Genomic DNA, 14,219 nt, shown 5'->3' with positions numbered 1-14,219 from the left:
GCCGGCCGGTGCCGGCCTCGTGATTCAGAGCGACTGGCCGAGCTGATCGAGGATCGCCGGGTTCTCGAGCGTGGACGTGTCCTGCGTGATCGCCTCGCCCTTCGCGAGCGAGCGCAGCAGGCGCCGCATGATCTTGCCCGAGCGCGTCTTCGGCAGGTTGTCGCCGAAGCGGATGTCCTTCGGCTTCGCGATCGGCCCGATCTGCTTACCGACCCAGTCGCGCAGCGTCTTCGCGAGCGCCGCCGCTTCCTCACCTTCCGGACGCGAACGCTTCAGCACCACGAACGCGACCACCGCCTCGCCCGTCGTGTCGTCCGGACGGCCGACCACCGCCGCTTCCGCCACCAGCTCATGCGAGACCAGCGCCGACTCGATCTCCATCGTGCCGAGCCGGTGGCCCGACACGTTCAGCACGTCGTCGATGCGGCCCATGATCGTGAAGTAGCCGGTGTCCTTGTCGCGCACCGTGCCGTCGCCGGCCAGATACAACCGACCGCCGAGTTCCTCCGGGTAGTAGCTCTTCTTGAACCGCTCCGGATCGCCCCAGATCGTGCGGATCATTGCCGGCCACGGCCGCTTGACGACGAGGATCCCGCCTTGCCCGTTCGGTACGTCCTGGCCGGTCTCGTCGACCACCGCGGCCATGATGCCCGGCAGCGGCAGCGTGCACGAACCCGGCACCGTCGGCGTCGCGCCCGGCAGCGGCGTGATCATGTGGCCGCCGGTTTCGGTTTGCCACCACGTGTCGACGATCGGGCAGCGCTCCTGGCCGACGTGCTTGTGGTACCACATCCACGCTTCCGGATTGATCGGCTCGCCGACCGTGCCGATGATGCGCAGGCTCGACAGGTCATAGCTCTTCGGGTGCACCTTGTCGTCGGCTTCGGCGGCCTTGATCAGCGAACGGATCGCGGTCGGCGCGGTGTAGAACACGCTGACCTTGTGATCGCCGATCATCTTCCAGAAGCGCCCGGCGTCCGGATAGGTCGGCACGCCCTCGAACACGACCTGCGTGCCGCCGCACGCAAGCGGCCCGTACGTGATGTACGTATGGCCCGTGACCCAGCCGATGTCGGCCGTGCACCAGAACACGTCGGTGGGCTTCCAGTCGAAGGTCCACTTCATCGTCTGCGCGGCCCACAGCAGGTAGCCGCCGGTGCTGTGCTGCACGCCCTTCGGCTTGCCGGTCGAGCCCGACGTATACAGGATGAACAGCGGATGCTCGGCGCCGACCCATTCCGGCGCACATGTGTCGGACTCGGCGTCGGCGAGTTCGTGCATCCACAGGTCGCGCCCGGCGTGCCAGTCGACCTTGCCGCCGGTGCGGCGATAGACGATCACGCTCTTCACCGCGTCGCAGCCGCCCATCGCGATCGCTTCGTCGGCGATGCTCTTGAGCGGCAGCGTCTTGCCGCCGCGCGCCTGCTCGTCGGCGGTGATCAGCGCGACCGCGCCGACGTCGACGAGCCGCTCGTTCAGCGATTTCGCGGAGAAGCCGCCGAACACGACCGAGTGCGTCGCGCCGATGCGTGCGCAGGCCTGCATCGCGACGATGCCTTCGATCGACATCGGCATGTAGATGACGACGCGGTCGCCCTTCGCTATTCCGCGTTTCTTCAGCGCATTCGCGAAGCGCGACACGCGTGCGAGGAGATCGGCGTAGGTGACGCGCGTGACGGTGCCGTCGTCGGCCTCGAAGATCACCGCGACGCGCTCGCCGTTGCCGGCTTCGACGTGACGGTCGAGGCAGTTGTACGACGCGTTGAGTTCGCCGTCGTCGAACCACTTGTAGAACGGCGCGTCGCTCTCGTCGAGCACCTTCGTGAACGGCTTGTGCCACGAAAGGCCTTCGCGGGCGAGACGCGCCCAGAAGCCTTCGTAATCGCGCTCGGCTTCGGCAGCCAGCGCCTGGTAGGCCGGCATGCCGGAAATGGTCGCGCGCTCGCGCGTGTCGGCCGTCGGTTCGAAGATCCGGCGTTCCTGAAGGATCGATACGATGGCGGTCAAGGTGTTCTCCATGGAAATCGTAGTGTGTGGCTTGACGGTTGAAATGCAACTTGCATGCCAATCGCTCGGATATTCGGCCGGAACGGCGTGTGTGCGCGGTGCGATGCTGTTGCTGCCTTTCGATCTGCACTGCAAATCAATGATGAAGGGAGCGGCCCGTGTACCTGCCGGCTTTCCGCTTGCGTCGAAATGCAGCAGACGTGTTGCAGGCTTCAACACGGCGTGCGATTAGTGACGAGCGCTGCCCGCGATGCCGCCGAGTACTACGCGATGAACGACCGGAGCAGGCCGAGCGTGTCGGACGCTCGAAGGCGGGCGAGCGCCGACGCCTCGATCTGCCGCACGCGTTCCGCGGACAGGTTCAGCTGGCGGCCGATGTCGCGCAGCGAGCAGCCTTCGTCCGTGTGCAGCCCATAGCGCAGCTTGAGGACCATCGCCTCGCGCGGCGGCAGCCGGTCGATCACCGCGGCGATCGTGCTGCGCAACTGGGTGGCGCCGGCCGCGTCTTCGGGAGAAGGCGTCGACGTGTCCGGCGCGACGTCGGCGAACGTCATGTCGCCTTCCGGCGAGACCGGCACGTCGGCCGACACCGGTTCCTTCACGATGGCCATCAGGTCGCGCACCTTGTCGACCGGCTCGCCCATGTGGACGGCCAGTTCGGCCGGCGTCGCCGCCGTGCCCGCGCGCTGGCGATGCTCGCGCGCGAGCCGCGACAGCTTGTTCAGCGCGTCGACCGTATGCGTCGGCACGCGGATCGTGCGGCCGAGATCGGCGAGCGCATGCGTGATCGCCTGCCGGATCCACCAGGTCGCGTAAGTCGAGAACCGGAAACCGCGCCGGTAGTCGTAGCGCTCGATCGCCTTCAACAGTCCGATGTTGCCTTCCTGGATCAGGTCCGCGAACGGCAGGCCGCGATCCGGATAGCGCTTCGCGATCGACACGACGAGCCGCAGGTTCGCATCGAACAATCCCGCCTTCGCCGGCTGCATCGCGCGTTCGATCGCGCCGAGTCGTGCATCGAGCGACGCGGTTGCGCCGGGCGGCAGTTCCGATGCGGGCGCCGCGCGCAGGATCGCGTCGCGTGCATCGACGAACTCGGCCGCGCGTCTCGTCAGCGTCGGCGCGCAGGCCGGGTGTGCGGCGATGCATGACGCGAGCCAGCCGGCGTGATCGTCGTCGGCCGCGTGCGCCAACGACGGCGGGACACCCACGTCGGCCAGCATCCGCTCCAGTCGGCCGCGCAACGCGCGGTGCCGGCGTGCGCGGCCGCGCAGCGGCTCGCTCATCCGTTCGAGCGCGCGGGCGGACAAGCCCAATGTGCGGAGCAGTGCCGCGGCGTCGCGTACGTGCGAGCGATACGCGGCGCAAGCGCTGCCGCCGGACGCCAGTGCCGCGCGCATGCCGTGCGCAAGTGCATCGATGCGTGCGAGCTGCGCCGCCACCGCGTCGCGCCAGCTCGAATCCTCGGTCTGCGTATCGGCCTCCGTATCGTCGTCGCGCGCGGGTTCGCCGGCGGCGGTGGCCGACGTGCCCGCCTCGGCGTGATCGGCCGCCGTGTCGTCGTGCGGGCCATCGTCGAGAAAGATCACATAGGTCGACGCGGCGGTCCGGCATTGCGCGATCTCGACGCGAATCGACACGAGCGCGTCGAGCGCATCGGGGTCGCCGCACAGCGCCGCGGCCGACGCGGCGCGGCCACGCTCGATCCGTCGCGCATACGCGAACTCCTCGTCGCGCGTGAGGAGCGGCGTCGTGCCCATCTCGCGCAGATACAACCGGACGGGATCGGTCGTGCGCGGCGCGAGCAGGTCGGCCGCGACGAGCGTGCCGGCGCCGTCGGTCCATACGCGCGCGGGCGGTGCGGGCCGGAAGTAGCGCTCGAGCGTCCAGCCGCTTGCAGTATCGGCGCTGTCGCACACCGCGATCCCGAGTTCGCCGAGCACCGCCGCCACCGCATCGACGCCGCTGTCATTCGCATCATCGTCGGGTAGCCCGTCGATGATGTCGCCGCGCGTGACGAAGCCGCGCGACAGGCCGGTCGCGATCAGTGCGTGGAGGTGCGCGACGGCGTGCGGCGCTGCGCCGTCGTCGCGGCCGGCCGTGGGCACCACCGCGTGCCGCGCCGGCATCCCGTCGCGCGACGCGTCACGCGCGCTTCGCATACACGTTGCACCAGCCGTCCGCCGCGACCGACTTGCCGCCGAACATCGGGCACGTGCCGCTCGCATCGGCCGCTTCGCCCTTGTAGAAGCGGCAGTTCGAGCAGCGCTGTCCGGCCTGGTATTTCGGGAACTGCGCGGGGTCGACGCTGGACGCATGCGCGCGATAGCCGAGCGTCTTCGCGGCGGCGTCGTTCTCGTCGACGAGCGGCGGCGCCGCATAGGCGGTGCGGCCCGCGGCGAGCGCGGCGCACAGGCCGATGGTGTTGACGATGAAGGTTCTGCGGGAGGTGGAGTGCGTCACGGTCGTGTCCTGGTCAAGATGAAATCGTGGGGAAGGGCGCGGCCCGCATTGCGTGGCGGAGCCGCTTGCCCGGTGTTACTGGCTCGCGTTCGCGTCCTTGTGGGCGGCGGGGCCGGCGATGAGCGGCGCCGTCGACGCGCGTGCGGCATCGGCCGTCAGCTTGTTCTTGCTGGCGATATAGCCGTTCGATGCGAGCAGGAAGGCCATCAGGTCCGCGTAGTCCTCGTCCTTGAGCTTGCCGGGCTGGTCGGCCGGCATGTTGGTCGCCATGTAGCCGAACACGCCGCCGATCGTCAGGTGCGAATGCGACAGCGGCGCGAACGACGTGCCGCTCAACGCGGGCGCGGTGTTGCCTTCGAGGTCGGCGCCGTGGCACTTCGCACATGCATTGCCGTAGAGTTCCTTGCCGTGCGCGGCCTGTGCGGCGTCGAACGCGGGTGCGGGGTCGCCGGCGCCCGCCGCGACGCGGATGAAGCCCCCGCCGGCAGTTGCGTTGCGCGCGCGCAGGAGGCCGCCCGATTGACGGCCGCCGGCGGCCGTCGCGCCGTCGAGGAAGCGCGCCGGCGTGCGCGATTCATGCGACTCGTGCGCTTCGAGGGCGCTGCCGGGCAGTGCCCACTTGCGGGTCAGCGCGGCGAGCCGGCCGTTGTTCTTCATCTGCGTGAGGGCCGCGTCGATGCGCTGCTGCAGCGCGGCCGAGCGCGGTGCGAACGCGAACGTGAGCTGCCACTCGGCATACGGCGACGACGTCGCACCGATGCGGAACGCCTGCTTCGGATGCGCGGCCTGATACGCGACGACCGCCGGATACCAGACGATCGCGCGATGCGCGCGGCCGCGGGCGACCGCGTCGACGGTTTGCTCGGACGTGTTCTCGAGATCGAAGCGCGCGTCCTTCTGCTGGACCGCGATCAGCTGCGCGGGGCTCGCGTAGGTGGCCGCGACGATTTCGCGGCCGGCCGTCGGCGTGCCGGCGTCGCGGCGCGTGACGCTCACGTAGCCCGATCGCAGGTAGCCCTGCGAGAAGAGCAGCTTCGTATCGGATGCATCGGCGATCGCCGAGCGCGGGAAGCCGGCGAGCACGTCGCAATCGCGTTCGAGGATGCGGGCGAGCTCGTGCGCGGACACGCCGTCGTCGTCGCTGCCGCCCGCGTCGTGCGCGGAGAAGGTGGCGGCGATGCCGGCCGCGCGGAACACGTCACGGGCGATGGCCTTGTCGAGCGCGGCCGTCGGCGTGCCGGGCAGCGAGCAGACGCGCACCGGCGTCGCGGCCGTGGACGGCACCGGGAGCAGCGCCGTGCCTGCCGCGAGCGCACAGGCCACGGCGAGACGGGAAAGTGGAAGGTTCATGATCGTCGCTCGGTTGGAAACGGGGGAGGCACCCGCGCCGTCGGCGCGGGCGCAATACGGTTGGCCGGGTGGAGATCAGCCGCGGTCGAGGGCGAACACGTACAGCGTGCCGCCGCGCGGCACGTCGTCCGCCGCCTTGGCCATCGGGCCGCCCCAGATCGGGTTCGCGCCGCCGTAGCCGGCCAGTACCGCTACGTACTCCTTGCCATCGACTTCAAACACCGACGGCTGCGCGATGATCCCGCTCGCCAGCTTCGGGCTTTCCCACAGCACCTTGCCGGTCGACACGTCGAACGCGTACAGGTGGCCGTCGAGCGAGCCGCTGAACGCGAGGCCGCTTGCGGTCGTCGCGACGCCGCCGTTCCACGGCAGCTTGCTCCAGTGGCTCCATACCTTCTTGCCGGTGTTCACGTCGATCGCCTGGAGTTCGCCGTAGCCTTCGCTGCCCGGCTCCGGCTTGATCTCGAAGCCTTCGCCGAGATACGGCAGCCCTTCCATGTAGTTGACCGACTTGCCCGACAGGCTCATGCACGCATGCAGTGACGGCACGATCGCGAGATGGCGTTGCGGGTCGTACGACACCGACCACCAGTTCTTGCCGCCGAGGAAGCTCGGGCACGTGTCGATCGTCGTGCCGACCTTCGGATACTTCGCGGGATCCTGGATCGGCGCGCCGTCTTCCGTGTAGCCGGTGACCGAGGTCGCCTTCACAAACGGTTCCGCATAGATCAGCTTGCCGGTGTCGCGATCGATCGCGTGGAAGTAGCCGTTGCGGTCCGCGTGGATGATCGCGTCGTGTTCCTTGCCCTTGTACTTGATCGTCGCGAGCACCGGCGTGTTGACGCCGTCGTAGTCCCAGGTGTCGTGCTTCGTGTACTGGTAGTGCCACTTGAGGTCGCCGTTCTTCGGGTCCAGCGCGAGCAGCGAATCGGAGTACAGGTTGTCGCCCGGGCGCAGGTCCGCGAGCCACGGCCCCGGGTTGCCGACGCCCCAGTACAGCGTGCGCGTCGCCGCGTCGTAGGTGCCGGTCAGCCAGGCCGGTGCGCCGCCGTGCGCCTGCATGCCGTCGGGCCAGGTATCGGCGTGCTTCTCGCCCTGGCCGGGGATCGTGTAGCGCTTCCACAGCAGCGCGCCGTCGGTCGGGCTCAACGCGGCGATGAAGCCGCGCGCGCCGTACTCGCCGCCCGAGCTGCCGACCACGATTGCACCGTCGATCGCGAGCGGCGCGAGCGAGAACGAGTAGCCGAGGCCTGGCTCGAACATCTGCTTCTTCCACACGAGCGCGCCGGTCTGCGCATCGAGCGCGGCCACTTCGCCGCTCAGCATCGCGACGTAGACGTTCTTGCCGTACAGCGCGACGCCGCGGTTCACGACGTCGCAGCAGGCCGTCTTGAACGACTCCGCGCCGAGCTTCGGTTCGTATTTCCACAGCTGCGCGCCGGTGGCCGCGTCGAACGCGTACACGTTGTCCTTCGGCGTGGTCACGAACAGGTAGCGCCCGTTGACGATCGGCGTGGCTTCGAAACCCTGCTTCAACTGGGCCGGAAACTTGTAGCTCCACGCCTGCGTGAGCTGCTTCACGTTCGACGGATCGATCTGCTTGAGCGGCGAATGCGACTGGCCGTTGTACGTGCGGTAGTAGGTGAGCCAGCCGGGATCGCGTTGCGCGTCCGTGAGGCGCTGGTACGTGACGGCCGGATAATCGGCGGCGGCGTCCACGAGGCCGGGATTCAAGGCGATGGCGACGGCTGCCGCGATGCCGATCGTTGCCAGTCGGCGCGTCGAAGCCGAGAGTTTTTTCATGGTTGTCTCCTGAGTCATTGTGGTCGCACCGCGGCCAACTCATGGCCGGGCCGGCAAGGGTGGGGATCCGGGTCCAGTGCGCAGCCAGTCACGCAAATCGCATGCCATTGCGGCGGAAGCATTGCCACGCAAGGCGTAGCGGGCGATTGGGCGCGTGGTCGCGACGCATGCGGCGCAGCGCGGGCGATCCGCGGGTGTTGCGTTCGGGGACAGTCGCGGGCGGAGTGTTGCGAAACATGACAGTGGGTTGATGGGGGTGCGGGTGCATCGCGTGCGGTGGAGCGTGTTCGTTTGGTGAGGTCTTTGGAGGCGTGAATGCGCGGCGCAAAGCTCGCGATCGCCATGGACGGAGCGCAGGGTTCGCGTATGGTGTTGTGCCGGCGACGATGCGCACGCTACCGGCAGCTCTGGGCCGTGCACGCGAGGCGTGCGTGGCGACCGGGTTGCCGCGTCCCTGATCCAGATCGACACAGGTGCGACTGCGGTGACACGGACTGCATAGGGACGCGCCGCGCGCCGTTGCGTGGCAGCGGCTGCATGCCGCCGGCTAGCCGGTGCATGTGTCGGTCTGCTTCTTGCCGCTGTCGACCTCAAACGATCGCGTGCGATGACACAGTGCATTGACCGTTCCGATGCTGCCCGCAGCTCCGGCCGATCAAAGGAGCGTCGATTGCCGTCCACGCATCGTTACGGATAACGACATAAATAAATGGCGGAAGGAGACATGGAGATAAAGGAAGCCGAAGCGTCGAAGCGCCGCTTCGTCGCCGGGCGCGCGCTATGCGTGGGACTGAGCGGGCGATTCGGCCGGCGAGGGTGGGTCCGCGACGGCGGTCAGCATCTCACGCACCGCACGCGCGACGCCATGCGCGAGCGCGTCGTCGCTCGCAAGATGCCCGGCCTGCACGCGTTCGACGATGGCGGCCGGCACCGCGCGTGCGAGACGGTCGACGTTGTCGACCGGGCACACGCGGTCGCGCGTGCCGTGCACGGCATGCAACGGCACGCCGGCCTGTGCGGCTGCTCGCGCCAGCGCGAGCAGCCGGCGCTCGCCGAGCCAGCATGCACGTTGCAGGTAATGCGCCTGGATCCGGTATTTGTCGATCAGCCGGTCGACGGTGCGTTGGGTCGGGCGCGCCCCGCGTGCAGGCCGCCCGGTCAGGATCGCGTCTTCATACGCGCTCCACGCGAGCGCGAGCGCGCGTTGCCGCGCCGCACCGGCGCCCGGCTGCAGACGCCGCGCGCAGCAGCCGATCAGGCGATCGGCGCGCGTCGTGCCGGCGGCAGCGGTCAGGCGCTGCCATTCCCGAGGTGCCCGCACGCGTGCGCCGATGAACAGGCCGCGCACTTCGCGCGACGACGTGAGGAACAGCCCGCGCAGCACGACGCCGGTCACGCGCGACGGATGCTGTCCCGCGTACGCGAGCGCGAGCGCCGCGCCCCACGATCCGCCGACGACACCCCAGCGCGCGATGCCGAGCTGCACCCGCAGCGCGTCGAGGTCGCCGATCAGCCGCATCGTGTTGTTATGACGCAGGCCGCCGCGCGGCGTCGACGCGCCCGCGCCCCGCTGGTCGACCAGCACGACGCGCGTCCGCGTCAGATCGAACAAATGCAGCACCGCTGCCGGTCGGCTGCCGCTGCCGGGGCCGCCGTGCAGCACGACGACGGGCTGGCCGAGCGGATTGCCGGCTTCGGTCCACGCGATCCGGCATGCGTCGCGAGACAGCGCGGGCGGGGAGGCGGAAGTAGCGCGGCGCGGTCGGTGTGATCGGTGCGTCATGTCGTCAGAGCGTCGGGGCGTCGGGGCGTCGGTGCGTCATGTCGTCATTGCGTCGGGGCGTCGGGGCGTCGGCGCGTCATGTCATCAGAGCGTCAGAGCGTCGGTGCGTTATGTCGTCGAGGCGTCGGGGTTGTCGGAATCAGGGTAATGACCGAGGCGGCAGGGACCACAAACGGGCCGCGCCTTGACCGACATCAAAGCTAGAATCACGCCAGCGACGACGATCGGAATCATCCGGTAACGGCGACGGGTGCATCCGCATTCGCAATGCCTCTCACGTCGGCAGTCGTCGCGAGCGTCCGGCGCTTGCTTGCATCTTGCTTTCATTGGGCATCGACGCAGCGATCCACGACGCGCGGTTGAAGCAGCCTAGCCACCGTGGCCCGAAGTTTGCTTGATTCAGGACAAACAGTCCGGCAGCGACCGGAAGGATCCCCGGAGGAGACAATGCGCGATGACGTTCATCCGACGGCCAACGCACGGGCCACGCATGCGCCCGGCTGGCCGACGCCGACGATCCAGAAGTCCCATGAGCGGTCCGAGACGTTCGGCCTGCAGGCGACGGCACGTCCCGACTACGACCTGCTGTCCGGCGCCGCGCTGTCGCTCAAGCGCGAGCAGAACCGCGTGCTGTGCGTGCATGCGATGCCGGTGATGGAGACGCTGCACGAGCAGATCGTCAATACCCAAAGCATGATCGTGCTGACCGATGCGGAAGGATTGATCCTGCATTCGATCGGCGACGACGATTTCCTGCGGCGCGCGGAACGCGTCGCGCTCCGTCCGGGCGCGAACTGGGCGGAGAACCGGCAGGGCACCAACGCGATCGGCACCGCGCTCGCGGAGCTGTGCCCGATGGTCGTGCACGGCGACCAGCACTTCCTTGCGGCGAACCATTTCCTGACCTGCTCGAGCGTGCCGATCCTCGATCCGTACGGCGACGCGATCGGCGTGCTCGACGTGACGGGCGACCACCGCAGCTATCACCAGCACACGATGGCGCTCGCGAAGATGTCGGTGCAGATGATCGAGAACCACCTGTTCACGACGACCTTCCAGGAGACGCTGCAGGTGTCGTTCCACGGCCGCCCCGAATTCCTCGGCACCTTGATGGAAGGGATCGTCGCGTTCACCGCGGACGGCCGCTTCCTGTCGGCCAACCGCAGCGCGCAGTTCCAGCTCGGGATGCCGCTCGCCGCGCTGCGCGCGCATACGCTCGCGTCGCTGTTCGACGTGACGAGCGCGCAGCTGATCGACCGGATGCGCGCAAGCACCGAGCCGCACGTGTCGCTGAACCTCGGCAACGGCGCGGTGGTCTGCGCGCGCGTGCAGTTCCGCCGCGCGATGCGGGCCGAGGGCAGCCGGCCCGCCGAAGTGCACGATGGCGCCGCGCCGGCCGCGCGGCCGCCGGCTGCGCAAGGCGCGGTGAACCTGTCGCGGCTCAGCTATCTCGACACCGGCGATCCGCAGGTGGCGGCGGTGATCGCGAAGGTCCGCAAGGTGATCGGCAAGGACATTCCCGTGCTGATCACCGGCGAGACCGGCACCGGCAAGGAGCTGCTCGCACAGGCGATCCACAACGACTCGCCGCGCCGCGATGGGCCGTTCGTCGCCGTCAACTGCGCATCGATTCCGGAGACGCTGATCGAATCCGAGCTGTTCGGCTACGAGGAAGGGGCGTTCACCGGCGCACGCCGCAAGGGCGCGACCGGCAAGCTGCTGCAGGCGAACGGCGGCACGCTGTTTCTCGACGAAATCGGCGACATGCCGTACCCGCTGCAGGTGCGGCTGCTGCGCGTGCTGCAGGAGCGCATCGTCAACCCGCTCGGCTCGACGAAGGCGATCGGCGTCGACATCGCGATCATCTGCGCGACGCACCGCGACCTGCGCGACATGATCGCGCAGAACCGTTTTCGCGAGGACCTGTATTACCGGCTCAACGGCCTCGTCGTGCGCCTGCCGCCGCTGCGCGACCGCACGGATCTCGCGGTGGTCGTCCAGAAGATGCTGCAACGGGAAACGCTGTCGGGGCCCGGGCGCCGGCCGTTGAGCGTCGCGCCCGACGTGATGGCGCTGTTCGAGCGCTGCGCGTGGCCGGGCAATTTCCGGCAGCTCGCGAACCTGCTGCGTACGGCGGCCGCGATGGTCGACGACGACTGCGAGATCCGCTGCGAGCATTTGCCGGACGATTTCTTCGACGACGTGCGGCGCGACGACGGGCCGGCGGAACAAGGCGCCTGCGCGCCGCCGCCGCTCGCCGCGCCAGCGTCAGCGCCCGCGTTCGCGGCCTGCGATGCGCGGTTGCAGGACGTGGCCGCGTCCGCGATCGCGGCCGCGCTCGCGCGCCATGGCGGCAACGTGTCGGCCGCCGCGCGCGCGCTCGGCGTGTCGCGCAACACGATCTACCGCAAGATGCCGGCCGCCGGCCCCGATGCGCTGGAATCCGACGAGCGCTGACGGCGGCGCGAGTGTCACAGGGGTGTGTCAGGTTGCAACACCCGGTGTTCAAGGATTCAACACCTGCTCAACCGGACACACATGCAGCACACCGTCCGAGCAAGGTTGATGAAATTACGTTGTATGGAAATAGAAAGAATGTCGGTGGCGTGACCACCCGGCGGCTGCCGCATGTCCTCGCGCGCCGCCGCGCGACGCAAATCGCGCCCCGGCATGCTCCTTGCTGAATAGGTATCGGCCGCTCGATCGATGCGGTTGTTATCGACTCACCAACTCAACCAGGAGACACATCATGCAGTGGACCACGCCGGCTTATACCGACCTGCGTTTCGGCTTCGAAATCACGATGTACATCGCCAACCGCTGATCGACGCGCGCAGTGCCGCCCGCATCGACGGACACGATGCGGGCGGCACCGGGAGCATACGCAGATGAAGATCAAGATACTCGGCTCGGGCGCCGGCGGCGGATTGCCGCAATGGAACTGCAATTGCGGCAACTGCCGTCGCGCGCGGGCCGGCACCGACGGCATCGTGCCGCGCACCCAATCGTCGATCGCGGTCAGCGGCGACGGCGTCGACTGGGTGCTGGTGAACGCGTCGCCGGACATCCTCGCGCAGCTGCGCGCCGATCCCGACCTGCAGCCGGCCCGCGCGATCCGCGACAGCGCGATCGTTGCCGTCGTGCTGTGCGACGCACAGATCGATCACGTGACGGGCTTGCTGATGCTGCGCGAGCGCACGTCGCCGTTGCCGCTGTACGCGAGCGCCCCCGTGCTCGACGATTTGTCGACGGGGCTGCCGCTCGTGCCGCTGCTCGGCCACTACTGCGGCGTCGACGTACACCCGATCGTGCCGGGCGAACCGTTCGCGATTCCCGGCGCCGGCGGCATCCGCTTCACCGCCGTGCCCGTCGACAGCAAGCCGCCGCCTTATTCGCCGCGGCGTGCGGCGGCCGTTCCCGGCGACAACATCGCACTCCTGATCGAAGATACGGCCACGGGCCGCCAGGCATTCTACGCACCGGGGCTCGCCGACGTCGACGACGACGTGCGCGCCGCGATGCGCGACGCCGATCTCGTGCTGGTGGACGGCACGTTCTGGACCGGCACGGAAATGATCGACCTCGGCCTGTCGTCGAAGCACGCGGCCGAGATGGGCCATCTCGCGCAGTGCGGCGATGCCGCGCAGCCGGGGATGATCGACCGGTTGCGGCCGTTGCCCGCGCATACGCGCAAGGTGCTCACGCACATCAACAACACGAATCCGATTCTCGACCCCGGTTCCGCGCAGCGTGCGCAGTTGCGTGAGCACGGGATCGAGGTCGCCCACGACGGCATGCAATTCGAGGTCTGACGATGAACGCACCGATTCCCGCCGCGGCGCTGCACGCGACGCCGTGGAGTGCGCAGGAGTTCGAGGCGCGCCTGCGCGCGCTCGAATCGCGCTACCACATCCATCACCCGTTCAACCGGCGGCTGAATACCGGCGCGTGCTCGCCCGAGCAGATCCGCGGCTGGGTCGCGAACCGCTTCTACTACCAGATCAGCATTCCGCTGAAGGACGCGGCGATCCTGTCCAATTGCCCGGACCGCGATACGCGCCGGCTGTGGGTCGAGCGGATCCTCGATCACGATGGTCACGGCGGCCAGGAAGGCGGGATCGAGGCATGGGCGCGCCTCGGCGAAGCGGTCGGCATCGAGCGCGCGGAACTGTGGTCGCTCGTGCACGTGCTGCCCGGCGTGCGGTTCGCGGTCGACGCGTACGTCAATTTCGCGCGGCATGCGCCGTGGCAGGAAGCCGTGTGCTCGTCGCTGACCGAGATGTTCGCGCCGCAGATCCATCTCGACCGGCTCGCGGGCTGGCCGTCCCACTATCCGTGGATCGAGGCGGACGGGCTGCAGTATTTCCGCAGCCGCGTGCCGCTCGCGCAGCGCGACGTCGAGCACGGGCTCGCGGTGACGCTGAACCATTTCACGACACCGGACGCGCAACGGCGCGCGCTCGACATCCTGTCGTTCAAGCTGGATGTGCTGTGGTCGATTCTCGATGCGATTGAAAAGGCCTACCCCGCATGAACTCCAACGACGCCGTCAGCGGCGTGCCGCTGCGCCCCTCGCTGAGGGGCATGTACCGCCTGCAGTGGGAGGCGGCCCAGGATGCGTACGTGCTCCTGTATCCGGAAGGCATGGTCCGGCTCAATCCGAGCGCGGGCGAGATCCTCGCGCGCTGCGACGGCACGCGCGAGCTCGACGACATCATCGACGAACTCGAGCGGCTGTTCAGCACGTCTGACCTCGCGTCGGACGTCTATCGCTTCCTCGATCATGCGCGACTGCGCGGCTGGCTCGACTGAC

The 14,219-nt window shown here is 68.7% G+C and carries 12 protein-coding genes; 6 read left to right on the top strand and 6 right to left on the bottom strand.

Going from position 1 to position 14,219, the window contains the following annotated elements; translation table 11 throughout:
- Positions 1-24 precede the first annotated feature (24 nt).
- Entirely contained in the window at positions 25-2,019 is a 1,995-nt protein-coding gene (acs, locus tag ABIC50_RS12280; protein WP_354164063.1) for an acetate--CoA ligase, read from the bottom strand.
- Here acs and ABIC50_RS12275 point away from each other — a divergent pair.
- A complete protein-coding gene (locus tag ABIC50_RS12275; RefSeq protein WP_354164061.1) occupies positions 1,997-2,239 on the top strand; it encodes a hypothetical protein in 243 nt (80 codons plus the stop codon). The two genes, acs and ABIC50_RS12275, sit on opposite strands and share 23 nt — an antisense overlap.
- Positions 2,240-2,270: 31 nt before the next feature.
- Here the strand turns inward: ABIC50_RS12275 and ABIC50_RS12270 are convergent, their stop codons facing one another.
- From ABIC50_RS12270 to ABIC50_RS12250, 5 genes are all read right to left on the bottom strand, one after another.
- Positions 2,271-4,136 carry a sigma-70 family RNA polymerase sigma factor gene (locus tag ABIC50_RS12270; RefSeq protein WP_354164486.1) on the bottom strand — a complete coding sequence of 622 codons (1,866 nt, stop codon included), beginning with the start codon at positions 4,134-4,136 and terminating at the stop codon, positions 2,271-2,273.
- Positions 4,137-4,152: 16 nt separating this feature from the next.
- Entirely contained in the window at positions 4,153-4,470 is a 318-nt protein-coding gene (locus ABIC50_RS12265; protein WP_175679242.1) for a high-potential iron-sulfur protein, read from the bottom strand.
- A gap of 75 nt (positions 4,471-4,545) precedes the next feature.
- Positions 4,546-5,820: a c-type cytochrome gene (locus ABIC50_RS12260; RefSeq protein WP_354164060.1), complete on the bottom strand. Its 1,275-nt coding sequence runs from the start codon at positions 5,818-5,820 to the stop codon at positions 4,546-4,548.
- Positions 5,821-5,895: 75 nt separating this feature from the next.
- The gene (locus ABIC50_RS12255) at positions 5,896-7,623 is read right to left on the bottom strand and encodes a methanol/ethanol family PQQ-dependent dehydrogenase (RefSeq protein ID WP_354164058.1); all 1,728 of its coding nucleotides are present in this window, start codon (positions 7,621-7,623) and stop codon (positions 5,896-5,898) included.
- A 778-nt stretch (positions 7,624-8,401) separates the two neighbouring features.
- Positions 8,402-9,406, bottom strand: a complete 1,005-nt coding sequence (locus tag ABIC50_RS12250; RefSeq protein ID WP_354164056.1) for an alpha/beta fold hydrolase — start codon at positions 9,404-9,406, stop codon at positions 8,402-8,404.
- A 447-nt stretch (positions 9,407-9,853) separates the two neighbouring features.
- Here ABIC50_RS12250 and ABIC50_RS12245 point away from each other — a divergent pair, with 447 nt between their 5' ends.
- From ABIC50_RS12245 to pqqD, 5 genes are all read left to right on the top strand, one after another.
- On the top strand, positions 9,854-11,863 hold the full coding sequence (locus tag ABIC50_RS12245; protein ID WP_354164054.1) for a sigma-54-dependent Fis family transcriptional regulator: 2,010 nt from the start codon (positions 9,854-9,856) through the stop codon (positions 11,861-11,863).
- 292 nt (positions 11,864-12,155) lie between these two features.
- Positions 12,156-12,230: a pyrroloquinoline quinone precursor peptide PqqA gene (gene pqqA / locus ABIC50_RS12240; protein WP_006410019.1), complete on the top strand. Its 75-nt coding sequence runs from the start codon at positions 12,156-12,158 to the stop codon at positions 12,228-12,230.
- 64 nt (positions 12,231-12,294) lie between these two features.
- Positions 12,295-13,218 (top strand): pyrroloquinoline quinone biosynthesis protein PqqB, encoded by a 924-nt coding sequence (gene pqqB, locus ABIC50_RS12235; RefSeq protein ID WP_354164052.1) that lies wholly within the window; start codon positions 12,295-12,297, stop codon positions 13,216-13,218.
- A gap of 2 nt (positions 13,219-13,220) precedes the next feature.
- A complete protein-coding gene (gene pqqC / locus ABIC50_RS12230; protein ID WP_012372244.1) occupies positions 13,221-13,940 on the top strand; it encodes a pyrroloquinoline-quinone synthase PqqC in 720 nt (239 codons plus the stop codon).
- On the top strand, positions 13,937-14,218 hold the full coding sequence (gene pqqD / locus ABIC50_RS12225) for a pyrroloquinoline quinone biosynthesis peptide chaperone PqqD (protein WP_006751646.1): 282 nt from the start codon (positions 13,937-13,939) through the stop codon (positions 14,216-14,218). The genes pqqC and pqqD overlap by 4 nt, the downstream gene beginning before the upstream one ends.
- Position 14,219: the final 1 nt, after the last annotated feature.

The organism is Burkholderia sp. 567, from assembly GCF_040545115.1.
Classification (GTDB): domain Bacteria; phylum Pseudomonadota; class Gammaproteobacteria; order Burkholderiales; family Burkholderiaceae; genus Burkholderia; species Burkholderia ambifaria.
The sequence above is the reverse complement of the archived record's forward strand: the minus strand, read 5'-3'. Positions and strand labels throughout refer to the sequence as shown.